The organism is Streptococcus mitis (assembly GCF_002096895.1).
GTDB classification, from domain to species: domain Bacteria; phylum Bacillota; class Bacilli; order Lactobacillales; family Streptococcaceae; genus Streptococcus; species Streptococcus mitis_AH.
Genome location: NZ_NCVI01000015.1, coordinates 36587 through 59011, shown reverse-complemented (window position 1 = coordinate 59011; position 22425 = coordinate 36587). Strand labels below are relative to the sequence as shown.

The following is a 22425-nucleotide window of genomic DNA, read 5'->3' as shown; positions in this document are numbered from 1 at the left end:
GTTCTATCTCTTATTTATCTTCGTCAAAGATATTACCAACCTCAACATCGATGGCTTGGTTCTTGACATCAATATTGGTTACCTTCAAGAGTGACTTGTAGTCAAACTGCTTTTCGCGTTCTTCTTGAGCATTATCCGCAAAGACCGCTACACCTGCCAATTCTGAATCAAACTCACGCAAGAGACTGATCATCCCGTTGACAGTTCCGCCACCTTTCAAGAAGTCATCCACAATCAAGACACGGCTGCCTGCCTTGAGACTACGTTTTGAAAGGAACATTTTCTCAATGCGGTCACCACTTGAACCGGATACATAGTTGACGCTGACAGTTGAACCTTCGGTAATTTTCAGGTCACGGCGCACAATAACAAAAGGAACATTGAGGACATTGGCAACTGCATTTGCAAGAGGAACACCCTTAGTCGCTACGGTCATAACCGCATCAATTTTTTGGTCCATAAAGCTCTTGGCAATAATGCGACCAATATTTTTCAAGATAGCTGGTGTACTAAGCAAATCAGACAGGTAGATATAGCCACCTGGCAAGATACGGTCACTTTCTGACAACTTAGCACGCAAGTCCTCAACCATTTCCTTGGCATCATGGCTTGAGATTGATGGTGTGAAAATGACACCACCACCAGCACCAGTTACTGTCTGGATATGACCGATTTCAATTTCCTCAAAGGCTCGTTTGATAATGACGATATCCTCTGAGATGGATGATTTAGCAGATTCATACTTTTCAGCAAAAGTATTGAGACTAGTTAGTTTATAAGGATTATTAATCAAATAGTTGGAAATGACAACCATTCGATCACTTCTTCTTAATTTCATTTCTATTTCCCATTTCATTTAATTTTGATATTTTATCTATTATACCATATTCACATAAAAAAACGAACATTCTTATCCTAAAAAATGCTCATTTTTCTTAAATTGTTAATCTAAATCTGGTTTATAGAAGGAACGATTGTCCATAGCGAAGATTTTATTGGTCATCTCTCCTTTATCTACCAAAGCAAGAGCTGTTGACATCATCATCATGCTAGCATCCAGATTGTCAATCATATGGATAATCTCTGCTTCCATAATGCGTGGACGGACTGGACTTCCATACTCAAGTAAGCCATGGTGACTAAGGATTACGTGACGAAGCAGAACGACTTCTTCCTTGGTATCATCGATGCCGAGTTCCATCACTGTCTTGGTAATTTCACTATCAATCAGAGCGATATGCCCAAGGAGATTGCCTCTAACTGTGTATTCGGTCTGGTCTGGTCCCGTCAACTCGATGACTTTAGCTAAGTCATGCAGCATAATCCCTGCATAGAGCAGGCTCTTATTGAGCTGAGGATAGACTTCGCTAATAGCATCCGCCAAACGCACCATGGTCGCCGTATGATAAGCCAAACCCGTTTCAAAGGCATGGTGATTAGTCTTGGCAGCTGGATAGGAGTAAAATTCCTTATCATACTTGGTGTAGAGCTTTCGGACAATCCGTTGCCAAACAGGATTTTCAATTTTAAAAATCATTTGCGACATATAGTCACGGATTTCCTTGACATCAACTGGCGACTTGACCTTGAAATCAGCTGGATCATTGGGTTCGCCAGGTTGAGGCAGGCGGAGAGTAATTTGATTGACCTGTGGAGTGTTGTTATAAACTTCTCGGCGTCCTTTCATGTGGACAACCTTGCCTGCTGTAAAGGCCTCAACGTTATGAGGTTGGGCATCCCAGAGTTTCCCTTCAATCTCGCCACTATCATCTTGGAAGGTAAAAGCTAGGTAGTTTTTCCCAGCGCGAGTTTGTCTCAGGTCAGCTGATTTGATTAGGTAAAAGCCTTCAAACAGCTCGTCTTTTTTCATGTGACTAATCTTCATATTCTTCCTCATTTTCTTGGAAATGGAGTAGATCAAGCGCAGGCTCACCTTCTGACAACTCAATGTGACGGAGCGTCCGCTCGATAGCTGTGGTACGACGGTTTAATAATTCATCAATATTGCCAGAGGCATGTTGGAGGTGTTTTTGTGCCTTGACCAGAATGCCACCAAACTTACCAAACTCGGTCTTAACACTGGCAAGAGTCTTACTGATATGGTCGGCACTCTTTTGGATATTTAGAGTTTTGAAGCCAACTGATAGGGAGTTAAGAAGGGCTGATAGGGTACTTGGACCTGCGACAATAATCTGCTCCTCCCGTCTCAAGTCATCAAAGAAGACCGGATTGCGGACGATTTCTGAGTAGAGACCTTCTGTTGGCACAAACAAAACTCCAAAATTGGTCGTTCGAGGCGGTGCTATGTACTTGTTCCTGATATCCTTGGCAAAGCGTTTGACGCTGGCTAGGAGCGACTTACGACAGCGTTCAATCTCACCCTTGTCACCTGCTTCATATGCTTCTTCTAGGCGGTAATAATCTGCCAGTGGAAACTTAGAGTCAATTGGTAGGTAGACGTATTCCTGATCGCCTTGTCCGGGTAACTTGATGGCGTACTCCACTCGTTCACTAGAGTTTTCAACCGTTGCATATTCTCGTTCATACTGGGCAGGGGTCATGATGTCTTCGATGATTTGCCCCAGTTGCAATTCTCCAAGAATCCCTCGCGTTTTGGTTCCAGAGAGAACCTTGTTAAGGGCGCCGACATCACGGGCAACTGTCTGCATTTCTCCAAGGCCACGATTGACCGACTCCAGTTGTTTGGAAACTGTCTCAAAGGAAGCCTGCAAGCGTGTCTGTAAGGTCTTTTCTAGTTTTTCCTCGACTGTTTGGCGCATTTGTTCCAAGCGTTGCTCATTTGATTCCTGCAAGGCTTGGAGACGTTGGTCAGTCTTGTCTCTGGTTTGGAGGAGATTATCTGTCATTTCTTGACGAACCTGAGTCAGACCTTGGTGCAATTCAATTCTCACTTCTTGCAAACGGTCACTGACAGACACTTCCAAATCTTTTTGATCTAACTGGCTGGCTTGTCTTGCTTGTTCAAAGCGGTAATCCAACTGGTCTGACAAGTGATCTGCCTGATCCTCCAAGATCTTACTTAGATGTTTTTCCTGCTTATCCTGCCTTTGCCAAATCAGAAAGATACCAGCTAGGTTGGCAATCAATAATAGAACAAGTAAACTTTCCATCCTACCTCCTGTCCTTGCTATGCAGCACGACCACATAGCCATCTGGGCAAGTCACCGAAACTTCCCTATCTATATATTCGTTAGAAGTGTACACTTTTTTAAAGAAAAAATTGTCCTCTGTCAACTCATACTTGGCTCCGAGAATGGTAAGCTGGCTATCTCGAACCGGCATAAAAGCTAGATAATCGTAGTCTGAACGAGGTTCTAGCTGACTGGTTCCTTCTGGACAATAGGCAATCAAATTTTGCCCATCCTCAATCGCTATCTGACGCATATAGGGAGCCAACTTGGGATTGCTAGGTAGAAAGACGTTAGCCAGCATGTGATCAATACGGCCACCCAAAGCACCGAAAATAGTGACCTCAGCCTGAGGATTTTGCTCGAAGATGGTTAAGAGAGCCAATTCCAAATCTGTATCATCTTTTTCTGGTCGGGCTTGGACAAAATGCTGGGCACGTTTTTGAATCACCTGTCGCTCTTCTGCGGTTACAGAATCAAAATCTCCAACCGCTAAAGCAAGAGGTAGATTTTCCTCCAAGACCCAGAGCGAGCCTCGATCCACACCGACAAAACTATCAAAGTCCGTCCGATAATGACCGCGGTCTCCTCCTGCAAAAACGGCAACCCTAGTCCAGTTGTTTTCTGAGAGTTTGTACTCGCTCATTGACATCTCCCTTAAAGACATAGGAACCTGCTACAAAAACGGTCGCACCAGCTTCTTTGGCTTGAGCAATAGTTTGATCATCAATCCCGCCATCCACTTCGATTTCAAAGTTCAAGCCTTTTTCATCACGAAGGGCAACCAACTCACGGACTTTATCCATAGTTTCTGGCAGAAAGGCTTGACCACCGAAGCCAGGGTTAACTGTCATAACTAAAACTTGGTCAACTAGGTGAAGCACGTGCTTGATAGCTTCAACAGGCGTACCAGGATTGATGACAACTGATGGCTTAACACCGAGTGAACGAATTTTTTGGAGGGCACCATGAATATGATTCGTTGCTTCCACATGGATGCTGATAATATCCGCACCTGCACGCGCAAAATCCTCTAAATGATGCTCTGGATTAGCTACCATCAAGTGGCAGTCAAAGACCATCTTGCTATGAGGGCGAAGAGCTTCGACCACACCTGCACCAAAACTGATTTGTGGCACAAAGTGACCATCCATGATATCGATATGGGCATATTCTGCCCCAGTTGCTTCTAGGCGTTTGATTTCACGTTCAAAGTTGGCATAATCTGCTGCCAGAATTGACGGAGCAATCTTGTATTGAGACATAGGTTTCTCCTTATTTTGGAATTTTTTTGCTGACTTTTTTATAAGTTTCTCTGCGATTTTCAATCTCACTGAGGAATTGCAGGTAGTTGTCAAAACGGAAGGTGGCAATAATTCCTTCTTCTACAGCTGGCTTAACTGCGCAAGACGGCTCATGGGTATGGGTACAAGTACGGAACTTACAATCTCGGCTGACACTAGCAATCTCTGGAAAGGCCTGATTAAGGTCTTCCGCCGTTGATACTTCATAGTCCAAGGATGAAAAGCCCGGTGTATCTGCGATTTTACCCCCATTGAGGTTGTAAAAACTAACAGCTCGAGTAGTGTGGCGCCCGCGACCCAGACTGTCTGAAATTTCTCCTGTTTCAAGATTGAGGTCTGGTGCGATTTTATTGAGAAGAGTTGATTTCCCAACACCTGTCTGCCCCATAAAGACTGTAATCTTACCTGTTAACAAGGGCAGGAGTTCCTCTTTACTGGTCACAAAGTCATAGCCGATATCACCATAAGTCTGTTCATAAAAATCCAGTTCTTCTCTATCTTCCAACAAATCCATTTTAGAAATATAAACGATGGGATGGATTCCCTTGTGTTCCAAAAGAACCAAGAAACGATCCAGCAAATTGCTGTTAAAATCAGGTTCCTTGACGGACATGATTACTACAGCTTGGTCAATATTGACAATGGGCGGACGGACTAGGCTATTTTTGCGTTCGTGAATCTTGAGGATATAGCCTTCTGAATTTTCTTCGGCAGAAAAGTCGACCCAGTCCCCAACGTAAGGGGTATGACCTTTTTTACGGAAATTTCCACGCGCTCGTGTTTGATACACCTTGCCCTCACTTTCTACATAGTAGAAGCCTGCCAAGGCTTTAATGATTTGTCCCTGCATCTTAGAGTCCTTGCCCTTTAAGTGCGTCTGCTAGGCTAGCAAACTCTGCCAAGCTGAGAGCTTCCCCACGTACACTTGGTGACAAGCCTGCTTGATCCAAAGCCTTGGTCAGCTTGTCCTTGACCTCTTCAGTCTTGCCAAAGTAACCTGTCAAGTTATTCCACAAGGTCTTGCGGCGATGGGTAAAACTAGCCTTGGAAACCTTAAAGAAGAAGTTCTCGTCTTCCACTGCTACGGCTGGCTCTGGACGACGCACCATTTTCAAGATGGCCGAATCCACATTTGGCGCTGGCACAAAGACCGTACGAGGCACGATGAAGGCAACCTTGGCAGTCATGTAGTACTGAACCGCAATCGACAAGCTACCATAAGCCTTGGTATTCGGTTGAGCTGAAATGCGGTCCGCCACTTCTTTTTGCATCATGACGACAAACTCACTAAACGGAATGCCACTTTCAATCAAGTGCATGAGAATAGGTGTCGTGATGTAGTATGGTAAGTTAGCTACTACCTTGATTGGCAGGTCAGGATTTTTAAAATTCTGGATATGTTGCGCCAAATTAACCTTGAGAATATCCTCGTTGACTACGGTCACATTGTCAAAATCACGCAAGGTATCTGCCAAAATAGGCACCAAACGGTGGTCGATCTCAAAGGCCATAACTTCTGCTGCACGCTCAGCCAAAAACTCCGTCAAGGCACCAATCCCTGGCCCGATTTCGATGACATTAACCTGGTCATCAATCTCAGCCGTATCCACGATTTTTTGAAGAATATTGGTATCCGTCAAGAAATTTTGCCCGAAGGATTTTTTAAAGGTAAAACCGTGACGCTCCAGCACTGCCTTGGTCACGCTGTAATCTGCAATTCTCATCTATTCTCTTTTCTATTATCTGTTACTTCTATTGTAACACATTCCCCTTACATTTGGGGTCTGCTTAGCTGTTCTCATAAGATTTCATAGCTTCTTCCACTTCCACCAAGGTTACTCCAAATAGTTCTAGGCGTTTCAAGAGTTGCTTGCCGTTGGAATAGCCAATTCGGAGAGCTTCTCCTAGATATTCTCTTCGCTTACGGCTATCTGCTCCCGCTAGAAAACCAAGGCGAATCAAGTCGCTACGACTGATATCAAACTGACTCTCATGTTCAAATTGTTCTGTAATCTGAGCTAGAGCCGTTTTCAGGTCTTCATAGCTGGCATGCTCAATTCCCAGAGAACGGCCCTTGGTCTTGGACTTGGGGACAGCTTCATCTCGTTTGAGGAAGGCATGCTGAACTGTTGGAATGGCCGTCATAATCATGCGACGAATCCGCTCCCCATTAAAATCTGGGTCTGTAAAGACAATGACTCCATGGCGTTGGTGTAGACGCTGAATACGTGCAATATCTTGCTCATTGATGGCAGAACCTCGTGTCTCATAGGTCTCTACATCGAAATAACGTTTGAGATTGGCCGTATCATCGCGACCTTCAACCACGATAACTTGGGAAATTTTCTCTTTCATTACTTGCTGTCCAATCCAAAAATTCGTTCTGCATTTGCAGTTGTTATCGCCGCTAGCTCTTCTGCCGTCATGCCACGCAAGTCAGCGATAAAGTCCACTACATAGCGAGTGTAGGCTGTTTTATTTTCACGACCCCGTTTAGGAACAGGAGCCAAGTAGGGAGCATCCGTTTCCACCAAAATCTTGTCCAAAGGAAGTTCTCTAGCCGCCTCTTGGATGTCGGTGGCCTTCTTAAAAGTCACCACTCCTGAGAAGGAAATAGTCATGCCAAGCGCGACAAACTTCTCTGCCCACTCAAGAGTCCCTGAAAATGAGTGCATAATCCCACCACGAGGACCAACGCCCTCACTTTTGATAATCTCATAGGTATCTTCCAGCGCATCACGAGTATGGACAACAAAAGGTAAATCCAAGTCCTTAGATAACTGAATCTGACGGCGAAAAACCTGCTCCTGCACCTCTTTTGGCGCTGTCATCCAATGGTAGTCCAAACCAATCTCACCCAAGGCAACTACCTTTGGATGCTTGAGCTTGTCAAGCAAGTAGGCTTCAATCTCCTCTGTATAAGTACCAGCTTCTGTAGGATGCCAACCAATGGTTGCGTAGAGTTGGTCGTACTCATCCACCAACTCCAAAGCACGCTCAATCGTTGGTTCATCAAAACCAACAATATTCATCTGTGTCACACCCATCTCCGCAGCCAAGGCAATTTCTTCTGCCTCACGACCAGCAAATTCTTCTACATTCAAGTGTGTATGTGTATCAAAAATCATCTCTTCTAACCTCGTTTTCTATCTTCTATTATAGCAAAAAAACTGACCTCTCTCCTCATCTGTAAAAAATATTCTAAAATCCATCGTCGTCTCTTGACGCTATTTTTCCAAAGCAGTATAATAGCACTTATTGAAATTTTCAGAAAAGGAAAATACCATGTTTACAAAATTAAAACAGACCTTTATCGGTCGTCCTCTTAAGTCCTTAACAGAAGGCGAAGGGGGACTACTGGGAAAAATGCAGGCACTAGCCATGTTGTCAAGCGACGCTCTATCTTCCATTGCCTATGGGCCTGAGCAAGTAGTCCTCGTCTTGGCTAGTCTCTCTCCACTTGCTATATGGTGGAGCCTTCCTATCGGCCTTTTTGTCCTCCTACTCCTGGCCAGTCTGACTGTTTCCTACCGTCAAATCATCCACGCCTACCCTCAAGGAGGAGGGGCCTATATGGTTACTCGAGAAAATCTATCGCCCGAGCTAGGCTTGATTGCTGGAGGTAGTCTGCTGGTTGACTACATGCTGACTGTGGCAGTATCGGTATCATCTGGAGCTGATGCTATCACAGCAGCTCTCCCTGCTCTCCACCCTTACAACCTCCACATCTCCATTTTTCTGGTTTGCTTGCTCATGCTTTTGAACTTACGGGGGTTGAAAGAATCTGCCAGTTCACTGATGATTCCTGTCTATCTCTTTATCATCAGTACTGTCTTTCTCTTGCTCTATGGAATTTTTCAACTAGCGACAGGTTCTCTCAGCTATCAGGCGACTTCTCCTATCGGACATGCTGTACCGAATCTGTCTATCGTTCTCATTCTAAGAGCTTTTACCAGCGGATCTGCCTCTCTGACAGGGGTTGAAGCTATTTCAAATGCCGTTCCCTTTTTCAAGGCTCCAAAAGAAAAGAATGCCGCTCAGACCTTGACCATCATGTCACTGATTTTAGGTTTTCTTTTTGCTGGTATCACCTTCCTAAACTACTGGATGGGGATTCTGCCTCAACATGGAGAAACTATTCTTTCACAAATGGCTCAAGGCATCCTTGGTAATTCCTTCTTAGGCCACCTTGGCTATTATACCTTCCAATTCTCCACAGCCTTGATTTTGGCCATAGCTGCAAATACTGGTTTTTCAGCCTTCCCTATGCTGGCCTACAATATGGCTAAAAACAAATACATGCCCCACCTCTTTATGGAAAAAGGAGACCGCCTAGGCTACTCTAATGGAATTTTAACTCTGGCCTTTGGGGCTATGATTCTTCTTCTCATTTTTAATGGCAATACCGAACGTTTGATTCCTCTTTATACTATCGGGGTCTTCGTTCCCTTTGCCCTTTCTCAGACTGGGATGATTCGCCATTGGAAAAAAGAAAAGGGGGCAAATTTCTTAAAACCTGCCCTTGCCAATAATCCTTGGGGCCATCATTTGCTACGCTATCGTGCTCATCCTGCTCTTTTTCCGTCTCAGTGATATCTGGCCTTTCTTCCCGATTATTCTCGTACTCACCCTACTTTTCTTGGCCATTCACAGTCATTACCAAAAAGTGGCCCAACAACTACGTCTCTATGAAGGCATCGAAAAACGTACCTACGATGGCAATCTTGTCCTCGTCCTAGTAGGAAATGTCACCCGAGTTAGCGTCGGAGCCATTAACTACGCTCAAAGTATCGGTGATGAAGTCTTAGCCATGCACATTTCTACTAAGGAAACAGCAGAGAAAGACCAAGAAATTCTCCAAGAATTTGCCGATTACTTCCCAACCATTACTCTGAAGAACATCAAGACCAGCTACCGCGACATCATCACCCCTACTGTCAAGTATGTCAAACGAATCTCTGAGGATGCCCAGAAAAAGAACTATACAGTCACTGTTCTGGTACCCCAGTTTATCCCTAATAAACCTTGGCAAAATATCCTACACAATCAGATGAGTCTCAAACTCAAATACGCCCTTCGTTGGCACCAAGACGTCGTTGTCGCTAGCTATTCCTATCACTTAAAAGAATAAAGAAAAGGCCCTACCAGAAGCAAGAAGCTCTGGTAAGGCCTTTTTCTGAATCCATTCACTATGCTTATACTCAATGAAAATCAAAGAGCAAACTAGGAAGCTAGCCGCAGGCTGCTCAAAGCACTGCTTTGAGGTCGTAGATGAAACTGACGAAGTCAGCTCAAAACACTGTTTTGAGGTTGCAGATAGAACTGACGAAGTCAGCTCAAAACACTGTTTTGAGGTTGTGGATAGAACTGACGAAGTCAGTAACATACCTACGGTAAGGCAACGCTGACGTGGTTTGAAGAGATTTTCGAAGAGTATTAACTGAAAAGCATGACTAGGAATATCATTGAATGTGGTTAGCTAAATCTTCCTGAGCTTTTTTATTTGACTCAGCTTTTTCTTTCAGCCATTTTTCATAGAGTTCTTGGTACTGTTTAGCAGTGACTGGCTCTTTTTGCAATTCAACATATTTGTAGTTGTCCGCATTTCCCTTATGACCAACGAATGAGAATGGTCCTGTAAACGGTACAGTCTTACGGAAGATTGGGTTAGCTCCACCACTTTGAACTGGTAGGAAGAGGGCACTATCTGTCAACCAAGCTTGGGCTTCAGCATATTTTTCATAGCGGGCTTGAGTATCTGTGATTTCTGCGTCTGCCTGATCCAAGAGTTTCTTATAGTCAGCAAGACCAATCTTGTCCTTAACTTCCTTATCTTTCCCTTCAGACAAGCCCATGTTTTTCAACTGAGAACCTGTCTCTGGATCAAGGATATCTAGGTAAGTCTTAGGATCTGAGTAATCTCCACCCCATCCTGAGATGTCGATATCGTAGTCCTTTTGTTCTGCTGTATCTGCAAAGTAGGTTGCTTGGTCTTTTTCATCTGGAGATAGTTGGATAACATCGATGACCACATTCTCCTTACCAAGGGTTTCTTCCACTGTTTGTTTGAAAGAACCGGCCTGTTGCACATCTAACTTAGCAGTCTGGTCAACTGGCATATCCAAATGAATTGGGAAAGTTACTCCCTGAGCTTGCAGACTTTCTTTGGCCTTCGCAAACTTCTCTTTGGCCTTTTCAGGATTCAAGAAGGCTTGCTTACCATCGTTTAGGTTGATATTTGCCCAATCTTTACCGTAGTTGACAATTTTCTCATTAACAATATCACCAAAGTTCTTATCACCAACTTGGACAAAGTTACTTGGTGTTACTGTATTACGCAAGATACGGTCTGCTCCATCTTCGCCATTTGTCTGTGCTGCATAAGCATGACGGTCAAAGGCAAAGTTGATAGCTTGACGGAAATCTTTATTTTGCATAGCTGCGCGTGAATCTGTCTTTTCCTTATCAGACTGTTTCATAGTTTGCTTGTAGCTTTGACGATTAACGTTGAAAAGATAATAGAAAGTAACTGAGTTTTGTGGTGTGTAGGTAATCTTGTCCTCATTCCCCTTCTTGAGTTCAGCAAAGACTGAACTTGTTGGGAAGATACGACCATCAGTATAGTTACCATCCAAGAAGCCTCTTGCAATGCTGTCTTGGTCAGAACCATCAAAGAAAGAAAGTTTCACTTTCTCAATTTTGACATTGTCCTTATCCCAGTAGTTAGGGTTTTTATCAAACTCAATCAAAGATTTTGATGTGAAGGACTTAAACAAGTAAGGACCATTTGACAAGATACTTGATGGTGTCACACTTCCAAAGTCATCTCCCTTAGACTTCAAGAAAGCTTCATTTACAGGACTAAGAATACTTGCTGTTGTTTTAGAGTTCCAATAAGTCTCAGGTTGGTTGAGAGTATATTGTAGCGTGTAATCATCCACCGCCTTAACACCAACAGTTGCAAAATCAGATGATTTCCCTTCAACATAGTCTGCTAGACCCTTGATAGAATCTTGTACCAAGTACAAGTTTTCAGCCTTTTTATCAGCCGCATACTTAAGACCAGTCACAAAGTCATGAGCTGTTACATCCGCATACTCTTCTCCTTCAGAAGTGTACCATTTAGCTCCCTGACGAATCTTATAAGTGTAGGTCAAACCATCTTTTGACACTGTCCATGACTCAGCCATAGACGGGATGAGATTGCCATACTGGTCATTTTCCAACAAACCATCAACCAAGTTGGTTGTGATACTAGATGTAGAGTCTCGTGTAGAGGTAATATAATCCAAGGTATCTGGGTTATTGACAAAGATATAAGAGTAAGTCTTGTCTGCATTGCTTGATTGGGATGCCCCACATGCCGCTAGAGCTAGACCTGCTGTCAAAGCCATAGCTCCAAAAAGCATAACTTTTGATTTCTTCATGATTATTCTCCATTTTTTACAGTATGTGAAATATTATACACTATTTGAGCAAAAATATAAAGCCTTTTTAACTTTTTTTACAAAAATAAAAATCAGTAGACTCGAGTTCCTACTGATTTTTGATATAATTCGTTTGGATTATGCAGCCAAAACTTTGCGTCCTTTACGACGACGAGCTGCCAATACGCGACGACCGTTTTTAGTTGACATACGGTTACGGAATCCGTGTTTGCGCGCACGACGAAGTTTACTTGGTTGATAAGTACGTTTCACGATGAATACCTCCTCATAGATTTTGTATTCGTTTAGCCGGCTATAAAGTGATCAGTTACTAAACATACTTTACTATTCTATCTGATTCTTTCACTTTTGTCAATAGCCCTAGGCAAATGTTTCCAGCTTTTTCGAATGTAAGCCCTATCTACGATACTGTTTCAAGAAACGAGTCATCTTTTCTTGGATTTGGGCCAGTTCATCAACACGAGGAAGGTAAACTATACGGAAGTGGTCTGGTTCCTGCCAGTTAAAGCCTCGACCATGAACCAAGAGAACCTTTTCCTGCTTCAAGAAATCAAGGACAAACTGCTCATCATCATCGATACGGTACATGTTGCGGTCGATTTTCGGGAAGATATAGAGTCCCGCCTTGGGTTTAACGGCAGACAAGCCTGGAATATCTTGAATAGCATTGTAGATGAAGTTTCTTTGCTCATAGATTCGTCCACCAGGAAGAAGCAATTCATCGACTGACTGGTGACCACCCAAGGAAGTTTGTACGACTTGTTGGGCCAAAACGTTAGAGCAAAGACGCATATTGGACAGCATATTGAGACCTTCAATATAGCCCTTGACGTGTGTCTTAGGTCCAGATAAGACCATCCAACCTACACGAAAACCAGCGATACGGTGAGATTTTGACAGACCATTCATGCTGACACAGAAAACATCTGGTGCCAAACTAGCCACAGGCGTATGCACATGTCCATCCATAACCATGCGGTCATAGATTTCATCCGCAAAGATAATCAAATCGTTTTGACGGGCAATCTCAATAATCTCCAGCAAAAGTTCCTTCGGATAAAGGGCCCCAGTTGGGTTGTTTGGATTGATAAGGACGATTGCCTTGGTATTAGAAGTGATTTTTGACTTGATATCGTCAATATCTGGGTACCATTCTGCGGCTTCATCACAGATATAGTGAACAGCATTTCCCCCAGCTAGGCTGACAGCGGCTGTCCAGAGAGGATAGTCTGGCATTGGTACCAAAACCTCGTCCCCATTATCCAAAAGTCCCTGCATGGACATGACAATCAACTCACTAACACCATTTCCAAGGTAGATATCATCAATATCCACGTTTGGGAATTTCTTCAATTGGCAATACTGCATGATGGCCTTACGGGCTGAGAAAATCCCTTTGGAGTCAGAATAACCTTCACTATCACGCGCATTCATAATCAAGTCATGAATGACCTCGTCTGGCGCTGTAAAGCCAAATTCTGCTGGATTTCCTGTATTCAGACGTAAAATCTTTTCTCCATTTGCTCGCATCCGCATGGCTTCTTCCAAAACAGGACCACGGATATCATAAGCAACGTGCTCTAACTTACTAGACTTGTTATATTCTTTCATCTTGTTTCCTCAATTCATCAGGATAGTAACATTATACCACTAGAAAGAGAATGCGACAAGTTTACTGAAATGTGTTACTAAGTTCGTATAGAAGAAAACCCTCACTAAAAGCGAGGAAATAGGGGAGATAGTGTTTTGCAAAGACACATCACATACCAAAAGATAAACCTAGAAAAAGCAAGCCTAGAAAGGAGTCATAGAGAAAATTAAACATGAGGAAGAGCCCCCATATCATCAAATAACCCCAGCGCCCACTTCGTTTTGCAACTAGGAATAAGAACAGATGGTAGAGTACATGAAAGACTAAAAAACCGATAAACCCTGGATAAAGAAGGGGGATCAGTCTCTCTAATTGCCAAATCATGATAACTTCTACCAAGACTGAAACTAGGATAATTCCATAATAAAGGAAATTTGATTTTTGAAAAGAACTGTTCATCATTCTCCCTCCCTTCACTTCTTTCTTGCTATCCTTTCTTTGATTTTATCATATATTTATATAGATTTTAAGCGCTAACATTCTTTTAAAAAATACTTTTTTTGCTTTACTTCTATAGTGAAAAGGTTTACAATGATAGTAAGAAAATTTCAGGAGGTTTCATTATGGCACAACGTTACCAAAATATCATGGTCGCAATCGATGGTTCTAAAGAAGCGGACTTGGCTTTTGTCAAAGGAGTTCATTCTGCTCTACGAAACGACGCTAAACTCACCATCGTACATGTCATTGACACACGCGCTCTCCAAAGCGTATCCACCTTTGATGCTGAAGTTTACGAAGAACTCCAAGTTGACGCTGAAAGTCTGATGAAAGAGTACGAAAAACGTGCTAAAGATGCTGGTGTGGCAGATGTTCACATCGTTATTGAAATGGGAAATCCAAAGACCCTACTAGCACGTACTATTCCAGATGCTGAGGAAGTGGACCTCATCCTCGTTGGCGCAACTGGTCTCAACGCCTTTGAACGCCTCTTGGTTGGCTCTTCATCTGAATACATTCTCCGCCATGCTAAGGTCGATTTGCTGGTTGTGAGAGAACAAGAAAAAACCTTATAATTACAAAGAAAAGGAGCCCAGAGCTCCTTTTTTACTGTTCATTTCTCTCTTTATGGCGTTCATAAGCCTTGAGTTGGCGCTGCAGTTCCTTTTTAATAGCAGGTTCTGGAGCATATTTTTCTTCCCAATCATCTGGTTTTAAGATTTTATGGGTCACTGGATCAAAATGAGCCTTGCCATCTGGGAAAATTTTCCCCATATTGGCCTGATGGACAATGTCAAAAATACGTTCTGGGTCCACCCCCATCAAGACAAAACTACCGTAGGTGAAGTAAAGCGTGTCGATCAAGGCATCCACCTGCCCTACCAAATCTTGCTGTGCAGGTGTCTTCTTGGATACCTTATCTGCTGCCTTATCAAGAGCTTGATGAAGTTGCGATACAGCTTGACCAAAGTCCTCTTCAGAAGGGCTGGCAGCTCGAACAAATTCCACCAATTCTTCTATTTTAAAGCTAGCCCTGTGGGTTGCACCTTCTAAATCCCAAGCTCGAGGTTCTTCTTGAGTTCGTTCATCCATCATGTGGTGGAAGGTCTTGACCTTATTGAAATGATAGTCACGGCTTACAAAGACTTTTTCTGAGGCCAGAACACCAAAATGTTCCAGGGCCTTGTGGATTCCGTCTTGCTGATTGCTGGTGGTGATGTGTTTGGCAACTTCCTTGACACTGCTACTACCATTTCCCATAGCAACTGACATACCGACACCAGCCAGCATTTCAAGGTCGTTATCCGAATCACCAAAGGCCATCACTTGGTTGAGGTCAAAACCATATTCTTTCCCAACTCGTCGAATGCCTTCCAATTTAGAATTTCCTTGATTGATGACATCCGCTGCAAAAGGATTGCTACGTGTCAATTTCAAGTCTTCAAAATCAGCTGCTGCCTTCTCAGATTCTTCTGGCGTCATCAGCATCAAGACTTGGTAGATAGGCTGATTCATTAGATCAAGCAGGTCTTCTTCCTTTTGGGGAACAACCTTGCTGACCATACGATTAAAGGAATAACTCACTGTCCGAGTTAAAACAGAGGGAACGAAGCGACTGATTCGTTGGGAAAAAGAACCCAGACCAAAGGACATGATTTTAGAACCCAGCATAGCATCCTTGGTCCCTAGGGCAATCTCCTTGCCCTCTTTTTTAGCATACGTAATGAGCTGGCGCAAATGTAACTTGGAAATTGGGCTCGTGAACAAGACTCTGTCTTTAGTAAAGATATACTGGCCATTGTAGGTTACCGCAAAGTCCAGATCCAAATCGTCCATCAATTCCTTAACAAAAAAAGGTCCTCGCCCTGTCGCTACACCAACTAGCACCCCTTGTTCTTTGACAATCTTAATCGCGTCCTTAGTGGATTTCAAAACACTCTTGCGATCGTTAACCAAGGTTCCATCGATATCAAAAAAAACAGCTTTGACTTCCATCCTATCCCAATCTCCCCTTTTGTGATACAATGATTATACCACATTTCAGAAAGAGTGAGTAAATCATGCCTAAGAAAATCCTTGTTTTACATACGGGTGGAACTATTTCCATGCAGGCCGATGCTTCTGGCGCTGTTGTGACGAGTTCAGATAATCCCATGAACCATGTGTCCAATCCTCTTGAAGGAATCCAAGTCCACGCCTTGGACTTTTTTAACCTGCCAAGCCCCCATATCAAACCCAAGCATATGCTGGCCCTCTACCAAAAAATCAAAGATGAAGCAGATAACTACGATGGAGTGGTGATCACACACGGGACCGATACTTTAGAGGAAACAGCCTATTTCCTTGATACCATGGAAGTTCCCCATATACCTATCGTTCTAACAGGTGCCATGCGCAGCTCCAACGAACTCGGAAGTGACGGTGTTTATAATTATCTGAGTGCTTTACGAGTGGCTAGCGATGACAGGGCTGCTGACAAAGGAGTTTTGGTCGTTATGAACGATGAAATCCATGCTGCCAAATATGTCACCAAAACACATACGACCAACGTCGGCACCTTCCAGACCCCAACACATGGGCCACTTGGTCTGATTACGAAGCGGGAAATCCTCTACTTCAAAACAGCTGAACCTCGTGTTCGCTTTGACCTTGATCACATACAAGGATTGGTCCCTATCATCTCGGCTTATGCTGGTATGACAGATGAGCTGATTGATATGCTGGATTTGGAACAATTGGACGGTTTGATTATCCAAGCCTTCGGGGCTGGTAATGTTCCCAAAGAAACGGCTCAAAAATTAGAAAGCCTTCTGCAACAAGGAATCCCAGTCGCCCTTGTTTCACGATGCTTTAACGGTATTGCAGAACCTGTTTATGCCTACCAAGGTGGGGGCGTGCAGTTGCAAAAGGCAGGTGTCTTCTTTGTTAAAGAACTCAATGCCCAAAAAGCCCGCTTGAAACTCCTCATTGCCCTCAATGCCGGACTAACCGGACAGGCTTTGAAAGACTATATGGAAGGGTAAGTCTCTTCTCCAGAAAGCAAAATCAGGAAATCTGCACGATTCCCTGATTTTTTCTATTTACGTTTTCGTGTTGAGCGACGTTCTGTCAAACCATGAGGTAAGAGAACTTCACGTTCTTCCAACTCTTCCTTGTGCATAATCTTAGTCAACATACGCATACTAATGGCGCCAAGGTCATAAAGAGGTTGGGCAATAGTGGTCAAGTTTGGACGGGTAAAGCGTGAGACTTGTGAATCATCACTAGTAATGATTTCAAATTCTTCTGGTACTGACACACCCTTATCAGCAAGGCCGTTCAAGACACCTGCTGCCAATTCATCACCTGTTACAACTGCTGCAGTTGCGTTTGATGAAATCAAGCGATCTGCCAAGGCATAGCCATCTTCATAAGTGTATTTAGACTCAAATACCAATCCTTCGCTATAAGAAATCCCTGCTTTTTTCAAGGCTTCCTTGTAGCCAACCAAACGAACCTTACCATTGATGTCATCCACTAATGGACCGCTAACGAAAGCAATGCGCTCATTTTCTTTAGCAAGGTAGGTCACTGCATCAATCGTTGCTTGTTTGTAGTCAATATTAACACTTGGAAGTTGGTGCTCCACATCTACTGTTCCTGCAAGAACAACTGGTGTTCGAGAACGAGAAAACTCTGAACGAATTTTTTCAGTCAAGTGGTAGCCCATAAAGATGATACCATCCACTTGCTTAGAAAATAGTGTATTGACAACTGAAACTTCCTTGTCATCGTCCTCATCACTATTAGCAAGGACAATATTGTACTTGTACATTTCAGCGATATCATCAATTCCTTTGGCAAGCGTTGAGAAATAACCATTGGTAATATTTGGGATCACCACACCGACAGTGGTTGTCTTTTTACTTGCAAGACCACGCGCCACAGCATTTGGACGGTAATCCAAACGATCAATCACCTCAAGTACTTTTTTACGAGTATTCTCTTTTACATTCTTATTGCCATTGACTACACGGCTAACCGTCGCCATTGAAACTCCTGCTTCACGGGCGACATCATAAATCGTTACTGTATCGTCTGTATTCATTCCATTTCCTTTCTATATCATACCTCACGAGACTCCAAAAAAGAGACGGTATGAAAATTTCGTTTTCATGATTCCACTTATTCCATTTTATCACTATTTGTAAACACTTTCAAGCGTTTTTTGAAGATTATTTGAAAAAATTTCATAGGAAGCTATGTTTATGAAGAAAAAATCACCTTTTCTTGATTTTTAATCCTATTTGCTGTATGATAAGGGAAAGAAAGGGGGTAGAAATATGGCTTTTACCAATACCCACATGCGATCGGCTAGTTTTGGCATTGTTACCAGCTTGCCTGATGACGTTATTGACTCTTTTTGGTATATCATCGACCACTTCTTAAAAAATGTCTTTGAATTGGAAGAAGAACTTGAGTTTCAATTGCTCAATAACCAAGGAAAAATTACCTTCCACTTCTCAAGTCAACACCTCCCTACAGCCATTGATTTTGATTTTAACCATCCCTTTGACCCTCTTTATCCCCCGAGAGTCCTGGTTTTAGATATGGACGGTAGAGAAACTATCCTCCTCCCAGAAGAAAATGACCTATTTTAAAAACTCTAGCCTTCAGTTACAAGCGACTGAAAACTAGAGTTTTTTCTATTGTTTCAAAGCATTATACAAGTTGCGGATCGGTTGCTTTAATGTCGGATGGATAAAATGAGGCGCAATTTCTTGTAGAGACTCAAGAACAAAAAGGCGTTCCGCTATGTAAGGATGGGGCAAAATAAGGTCATCTGTATAAAGGACCTGGTCCTCCACAAAGAGCAAGTCCAAATCAATCAAACGAGGCCCCCAATGTACTTCTCTCACCCGTCCCATCTCTGACTCAATGGCTAACAAGGTCTCTAATAGAACTGGGGCGGGCAACCAGGTTTCCACCTCAACCACTTGATTAGCAAAGCTATCTTGCTCCACACCACCCCAAGGCTCCGTCGCTAAGACACTGGACTCTTTGAGAATATGGATGCCACAAGCTCGCAGTTTATCAATGGCTTGTTTCAAATTTGCTTGTTTATCTCCCATATTGCTTCCTAGGGCGATAAAGGCTCGTTGCTTGCGGCGATGAATGGTTACCGAGCAAGTATCTAGTGGCAAATGCACTGGCGCCCAAGGTTTTTTCAGTTCCAGCTTAATTTCTTGGACAAGAGGATAGGTCTCAAAAGTACGTTCTACCAGTTTATAAGCTACCGTTTCAATTAAATCTTCACTCGTTTCCTGAAACCATGTCGTCCACTGCTGACACAATTCTCCGTAATGGACAGAGGCTGTCAAATCCAAGTCTGTAGCCGCCTTGGTCATATCATAAGATAAGATGGCTGAAACGACAAACTTCTGCCCCAATTCTTTCTCACTAGGAAAAAGACCATGATAGGCAAAAATTTCCAAATCCTTAATCTGTAGTTGATCCATAATGATTCCTTTCTAGAAAAATCCGCCCAAAGCGGATTCTTTTTATAGTCCCATTAAACGATAAGCCTGGTCTCGGAGGTCCTTATCTGTTTCAAATAGACCACGAGCTACTGTCGTCAAGGTTGTAGTGCCTGGTTTTCTGACACCACGCATGCTCATACACATATGTTCCGCCTCAATGACAACAAAGGCTCCTTTAGCACCTAGATAGTCCATCAAGGCGTCGGCCACTTCGATATTCAAACGTTCTTGAATTTGTGGTTTTTTAGAATAAACTTCAACCGTACGGGCTAGCTTAGACAAACCTGCCACACGACCATCTGGAATGTAGGCAATATGTGCTCTCCCATAAAATGGTAGAAAGTGGTGTTCACACATAGTATGGAAAAAGATGTCCTTTTCTACCACCATATTATCATCAATAATCTCAAAGGATTTTGACAAATGTTCCTCCGCTGTTTGACCAAGACCTGAAAAAATCTCTTGGTACATACGAGCCACACGAGCAGGTGTTTCCTGCAAGCCCTCACGGTTAGCGTCCTCTCCGACGGCCTCGATAATCATTTTTACAGCTGCTTCAATCTTTTGTGTATCCATTTTCGTTCTTCCTCTCCATCAGATAGGCTCTCACTTGGCTCAAGAAATACAAGGAACCCGTGACAATCCTAACTGTTTGTTTCTCTTCTTTTTTATCTGTCAATTTCTGCTCTAGAAAATCCTGCCAACCTTGGTAGCTGAGATTTCTAGACTTAGCTGCCTCTTCCAGCACGCTTTCATCAGTCGCCCGACTATCGTCAAAATGTGTCAGAGTAAGCTCGGTATCTGGCATGGCCCCCAGCAAGTCTAACATATCCTCCAAAGCCTTGGTTTTGATACAAGTAAAGAGGATTTCCTTACGATAATCCGCAAAGCGTTCTTGCAAGGTTGTCAATAAAGCCTTGATAGCATGGGGATTGTGGGCTCCATCCAAAATCATCAAGGGTTCTCTTGACACGATTTCCAAACGCCCTGGCCAACTTGTTTCTTCCAAGGCTTGAGTCAGCAAGTGATTGCTTGCTTGCTCTCGACCATCTTCTTGACAATAATTATCAAGTAAAGCTATAGCCATCCCAGCATTCTCTATTTGGTACAAACCAAGCAGGCCAGTCTGGAAGCGACCTTGTCTGACAACACTTGTATAGTCAAAGACTTCGCCCGCTACCACGCTTTCTTGATGACGAACCTGGTAATCACTCCCATAGGCAAGTCTCGGCGCATTTTTAGCCTCTGCAATAGAGTCTATCACAGTCAAGGCTTCAGGAACAATATGACCTGTCACCAAGGGAATCCCTTGTTTGATAATACCTGCCTTCTGCTCTGCTATGGCTTCCAAGGTATCACCAAGTAGGGCCACATGATCCAGTCCAATAGTCGTAATTCCTGTCAAAATGGGCTGACAGACATTGGTACTATCTAAAAGCCCACCCATGCCGACTTCCATGATAGCCACATCTACTTGCTCTGAAGCAAAGTAGTCATAGGCTATGGCTGTGATAATCTCAAACTCAGTTGTCCCCTCCAAATTGGCAGCCGATTCCCCCTCAAGCAAAGACTGATAGTCTGCCATGAGGGCTTCTAGTCTAGCCTCTGGGATAGATTCCCCATTGATGCTAATCTGGTCTGTATAATGAATGAGATAGGGCGAGCTAAACACGCCAACTCTCAGCCCTAGCTTTTCTAGCATCTTTTTCAAAAAAGCAATGGTCGAACCCTTGCCATTGGTCCCTCCGATATGGATGACCTTGAGTTTGAGATGGGGATTGCCACGCAAAGCTAATAGTTCCTCCATTCGTTCCAAGCCAAAATGCGGTTGGTCCGTCCGGTAGTTAGCAATCCACTGATTGTTTTCAATTTCTTTCATCTTATTTGTATTGTTTTAAATCTAGATTTTCCGCTTCATCAGCCAGACGAATAGCGGAGGCAATTTCAACCGCCATCCTGTGACTAGCTACGTCATGCACTCGTACCACTTCCACACCCTGTCGCGCAGCGATACTAGTTACATGAGCCGAAGCCGTATCTCGATTACGGAAACCAGGTTCTGTCTCAGGATTGACTTCAAAACCATTTTCTTCAAGGATATTGATGACAAACCGCTTGCGCGATACTCCGAGAAAGATTGGATACCCCTTCTGATTTAGTTTATCCAGGTCACGTAAAAGAAGCAGATTTTCTTTCTTGGTCAGACCAAAGCCAATTCCTGGATCCAACAGGATATTCTCTTGTGCAATCCCAGCTTCCTCTGCTCTCGCTAAGGCTCTGTAAAAGAAAGCCTCCATCAAGTCTTCGATTGGCAATTTTTCAAAGCCATCTAACTCCTCCACTGTAAAAGCCTGACCAAAGCCAAAATGAGGAAATATGAGCGAGCTAGGATGCTGAGGTCGAGCCATAACGGGATTAAACATGATGATCACCTTCGCTCCAGCCTTAGCAACCACATCCGCCATTTTCTCATCACCCATGAAACCAGTGATATCATTGACTAGATTGGCACCAGCAGCCAAAGCAGCCTCTGCTACCTGACTCTTCCAAGTATCAATAGAGATGAGGACATCACTTTCCTTGCGAATCGCTTTAATCACTGGAACAACACGCTGGATTTCCTCTTCTATCTCAACATAGCTGCTTCCCGGCCGAGTCGATTCTCCGCCGATATCTAGCATACTAGCCCCTTCTGCTATCAATTTACGAGCCTGCTGGAGTGCTTGCTCAAGAGCAAAAAATTGACCACCGTCCGAAAAGGAGTCTGGGGTTACATTGATAATTCCGCAAATAGCTGTCTTTGCATGATTGGCTTTACTTGACATATCTGTCACTCCCTCAAGGCTTTTCACCATATTATTTCTCTATTTTACCATAAAAAGAAAAAGATGGACACGATTGCATTCATCTTTT

General features: G+C 43.4%; 22 protein-coding genes and 1 pseudogene. 4 read left to right on the top strand and 19 right to left on the bottom strand.

The window, feature by feature from the left end:
* Positions 1-10: 10 nt before the first annotated feature.
* The 9 genes from purR to B7697_RS01110 form a co-directional block, all read right to left on the bottom strand.
* Positions 11-838 (bottom strand): pur operon repressor, encoded by an 828-nt coding sequence (purR, locus tag B7697_RS01150; protein WP_004238844.1) that lies wholly within the window; start codon positions 836-838, stop codon positions 11-13.
* Between the two features lie 105 nt (positions 839-943).
* Complete coding sequence (locus tag B7697_RS01145) at positions 944-1885, bottom strand: 3'-5' exoribonuclease YhaM family protein (RefSeq protein ID WP_000703198.1); 942 nt, start codon at positions 1883-1885, stop codon at positions 944-946.
* Entirely contained in the window at positions 1875-3131 is a 1257-nt protein-coding gene (locus tag B7697_RS01140) for a DNA recombination protein RmuC (protein ID WP_049502256.1), read from the bottom strand. The genes B7697_RS01145 and B7697_RS01140 overlap by 11 nt, the downstream gene beginning before the upstream one ends.
* 1 nt (position 3132) lies before the next feature.
* Positions 3133-3795, bottom strand: a complete 663-nt coding sequence (locus tag B7697_RS01135) for a thiamine diphosphokinase (RefSeq protein ID WP_084949925.1) — start codon at positions 3793-3795, stop codon at positions 3133-3135.
* Entirely contained in the window at positions 3758-4414 is a 657-nt protein-coding gene (rpe, locus tag B7697_RS01130; RefSeq protein ID WP_084949923.1) for a ribulose-phosphate 3-epimerase, read from the bottom strand. Before rpe ends, B7697_RS01135 begins: the two co-directional genes overlap by 38 nt.
* Positions 4415-4424: 10 nt before the next feature.
* On the bottom strand, positions 4425-5303 hold the full coding sequence (rsgA, locus tag B7697_RS01125; protein WP_084949922.1) for a ribosome small subunit-dependent GTPase A: 879 nt from the start codon (positions 5301-5303) through the stop codon (positions 4425-4427).
* Position 5304: 1 nt separating this feature from the next.
* Positions 5305-6177 (bottom strand): 16S rRNA (adenine(1518)-N(6)/adenine(1519)-N(6))-dimethyltransferase RsmA, encoded by an 873-nt coding sequence (gene rsmA, locus B7697_RS01120; RefSeq protein ID WP_001216850.1) that lies wholly within the window; start codon positions 6175-6177, stop codon positions 5305-5307.
* A 64-nt stretch (positions 6178-6241) separates the two neighbouring features.
* Positions 6242-6808, bottom strand: a complete 567-nt coding sequence (rnmV, locus tag B7697_RS01115; protein ID WP_049502254.1) for a ribonuclease M5 — start codon at positions 6806-6808, stop codon at positions 6242-6244.
* Positions 6808-7581, bottom strand: a complete 774-nt coding sequence (locus B7697_RS01110) for a TatD family hydrolase (protein ID WP_084949920.1) — start codon at positions 7579-7581, stop codon at positions 6808-6810. The genes rnmV and B7697_RS01110 overlap by 1 nt, the downstream gene beginning before the upstream one ends.
* Before the next feature lie 157 nt (positions 7582-7738).
* Between B7697_RS01110 and B7697_RS01105 the strand changes: the two are divergent.
* A pseudogene (locus tag B7697_RS01105) lies at positions 7739-9584 on the top strand (APC family permease).
* A 331-nt stretch (positions 9585-9915) separates the two neighbouring features.
* On the opposite strand, the gene B7697_RS01095 reads toward B7697_RS01105, so the two are convergent.
* The 4 genes from B7697_RS01095 to B7697_RS01080 form a co-directional block, all read right to left on the bottom strand.
* Positions 9916-11880 carry a peptide ABC transporter substrate-binding protein gene (locus tag B7697_RS01095; protein ID WP_084926988.1) on the bottom strand — a complete coding sequence of 655 codons (1965 nt, stop codon included), beginning with the start codon at positions 11878-11880 and terminating at the stop codon, positions 9916-9918.
* Positions 11881-12018: 138 nt separating this feature from the next.
* On the bottom strand, positions 12019-12153 hold the full coding sequence (rpmH, locus tag B7697_RS01090; RefSeq protein WP_000831905.1) for a 50S ribosomal protein L34: 135 nt from the start codon (positions 12151-12153) through the stop codon (positions 12019-12021).
* 144 nt (positions 12154-12297) lie between these two features.
* On the bottom strand, positions 12298-13512 hold the full coding sequence (locus B7697_RS01085) for a pyridoxal phosphate-dependent aminotransferase (RefSeq protein WP_000666455.1): 1215 nt from the start codon (positions 13510-13512) through the stop codon (positions 12298-12300).
* Positions 13513-13660: 148 nt separating this feature from the next.
* Positions 13661-13954 (bottom strand): hypothetical protein, encoded by a 294-nt coding sequence (locus B7697_RS01080; protein WP_192851456.1) that lies wholly within the window; start codon positions 13952-13954, stop codon positions 13661-13663.
* Positions 13955-14115: 161 nt separating this feature from the next.
* On the opposite strand from B7697_RS01080, the gene B7697_RS01075 reads away from it, so the two are divergent.
* Positions 14116-14568 carry a universal stress protein gene (locus B7697_RS01075; protein WP_000079154.1) on the top strand — a complete coding sequence of 151 codons (453 nt, stop codon included), beginning with the start codon at positions 14116-14118 and terminating at the stop codon, positions 14566-14568.
* A gap of 31 nt (positions 14569-14599) precedes the next feature.
* Here B7697_RS01075 and B7697_RS01070 read toward each other — a convergent pair whose 3' ends face one another.
* The gene (locus tag B7697_RS01070; protein ID WP_084949919.1) at positions 14600-15988 is read right to left on the bottom strand and encodes a Cof-type HAD-IIB family hydrolase; all 1389 of its coding nucleotides are present in this window, start codon (positions 15986-15988) and stop codon (positions 14600-14602) included.
* A gap of 65 nt (positions 15989-16053) precedes the next feature.
* Between B7697_RS01070 and B7697_RS01065 the strand changes: the two genes are divergently transcribed.
* Positions 16054-17016, top strand: a complete 963-nt coding sequence (locus B7697_RS01065; RefSeq protein ID WP_084949917.1) for an asparaginase — start codon at positions 16054-16056, stop codon at positions 17014-17016.
* Between the two features lie 53 nt (positions 17017-17069).
* On the opposite strand, the gene ccpA is transcribed toward B7697_RS01065, so the two are convergent.
* Positions 17070-18080 (bottom strand): catabolite control protein A, encoded by a 1011-nt coding sequence (gene ccpA / locus B7697_RS01060; RefSeq protein WP_084949915.1) that lies wholly within the window; start codon positions 18078-18080, stop codon positions 17070-17072.
* 235 nt (positions 18081-18315) lie between these two features.
* Here ccpA and B7697_RS01055 point away from each other — a divergent pair, with 235 nt between their 5' ends.
* Complete coding sequence (locus B7697_RS01055; RefSeq protein WP_000886035.1) at positions 18316-18633, top strand: DUF960 domain-containing protein; 318 nt, start codon at positions 18316-18318, stop codon at positions 18631-18633.
* Positions 18634-18678: 45 nt separating this feature from the next.
* Here B7697_RS01055 and folK read toward each other — a convergent pair whose 3' ends face one another.
* From folK to folP, 4 genes are read right to left on the bottom strand one after another with little or no spacing between them, the layout of a single operon-like run.
* Complete coding sequence (gene folK, locus B7697_RS01050; protein WP_084949914.1) at positions 18679-19491, bottom strand: 2-amino-4-hydroxy-6-hydroxymethyldihydropteridine diphosphokinase; 813 nt, start codon at positions 19489-19491, stop codon at positions 18679-18681.
* A gap of 42 nt (positions 19492-19533) precedes the next feature.
* On the bottom strand, positions 19534-20088 hold the full coding sequence (gene folE, locus B7697_RS01045) for a GTP cyclohydrolase I FolE (protein WP_084949912.1): 555 nt from the start codon (positions 20086-20088) through the stop codon (positions 19534-19536).
* Entirely contained in the window at positions 20069-21391 is a 1323-nt protein-coding gene (locus B7697_RS01040; protein ID WP_084949910.1) for a bifunctional folylpolyglutamate synthase/dihydrofolate synthase, read from the bottom strand. Before B7697_RS01040 ends, folE begins: the two co-directional genes overlap by 20 nt.
* 1 nt (position 21392) lies before the next feature.
* Positions 21393-22367, bottom strand: coding sequence for a dihydropteroate synthase (folP, locus tag B7697_RS01035; protein WP_192851455.1), 975 nt, complete (start codon positions 22365-22367; stop codon positions 21393-21395).
* Between the last annotated feature and the right edge of the window lie 58 nt (positions 22368-22425).